This window comes from Staphylococcus sp. HMSC14D10 (assembly GCF_001808125.1).
Taxonomy (GTDB): Bacteria; Bacillota; Bacilli; order Staphylococcales; family Staphylococcaceae; genus Staphylococcus; species Staphylococcus haemolyticus.
Map to the genome: position 1 here is coordinate 1 of NZ_KV792261.1, position 1,310 is coordinate 1,310.

Annotated in this window: 1 protein-coding gene; it reads left to right on the top strand. The window is 35.1% G+C overall.

What is annotated here, in order from left to right; genetic code table 11:
• Positions 1-1,310, top strand: a 1,310-nt coding sequence (locus HMPREF3134_RS08420; protein ID WP_256262282.1) for a G5 domain-containing protein, incomplete at both ends; no start/stop codon positions are given.

Genomic DNA, 1,310 nt, shown 5'->3' on the forward strand with positions numbered 1-1,310 from the left:
AACAAAAGAAGCGCCATCAAGTGAAGAAAACACAAAAGATGTAACAACAAAAGAAGCGCCATCAAGTGAAGTGAAGACAGAAGAAATAACAAATACTGTTTCTTCAGATGAAAATTTAAATCTTCAAGGTTCTGAGAAAAGTGAAGATAATAAGATTGAAGCTTTGAACTCAAACTATGATTTAAATAGTTCATTATCTTCGGAAGAATTAAACTTGAATAGTGCACCGGCGTTTATGTCCTTATATAGCATGCCAGCAAGCGATTCTACTAATGAGACATCTACTATTAATTTGCCAGCTACTACAGTAAAAGGAAGAAACAACTATGATTCTTATGGCAATGTAGATATTCAAGAAAACCCTACAGATTTAGATGCTAAAAATTTAACTAGATTTAACTATACTCAACCCACTGGGACATTTGGAGTAGGGGCTGTACAATTTAAAAATCAAATCACATTTGATAATGATTTCGACTTTAATATTAGAGTAGCTAATAATCGTCAAAGCAATACTACTGGTGCCGATGGTTGGGGCTTTATTTTTAGTAAGAATGATGCAAATACTTACTTAAAAGATGGTGGCATTTTACGCGAAAAAGGTATGGCCGATGCAGCTGGTTTCAGAATTGATACAGGTTATTCCAATAAAGATCCATTAGATAAAACTCAAAAGCAAGCAGGCCAAGGATACAGAGGATATGCTACTTTTGTGAAAAATGATGCCCAAGGCAATACATCTAAAGTAGGTTCGGGTAATCCTGGAGGTAGTGCCACTGATCCAAAATCTGACTTTATTTACTACGCTGATAATACAACAAACGACTTCGACGGTAAATTCCATGGTCAAAAATTAAATAATGTAAATTTAAAATATAATGCGTCAAATGAAACATTTACAGCAACTTATGCTGGTAAAACATGGACAGCAACTCTATCAGATTTAGGGTTAAATAAAGATGATAGCTATAACTTTTTAGTAACTTCAAGTCAACATGGAAATGGTGACGCTGGAACATACGCAAGTGGTGTAATGAGAACAGACTTAGAGGGCGCAACATTAACTTATACGCCTAAAGCTCAAGAAGGTACACCAGAAACGACAACAGAAAAGATTCCGTATGAAACAAAACGTGAATTTGATCCAAAATTAGCGCCTGGTACAGAAGAAGTCGTACAAAAAGGTGAAAATGGAGAAAAAACAACAACAACACCTATTTATGTCAATCCAACTACTGGTGAAAAAGTAGGAGAAGGAACACCGACAACTAAAGTAACAAAAGATCCAGTGGATGAAATCGTACATTATG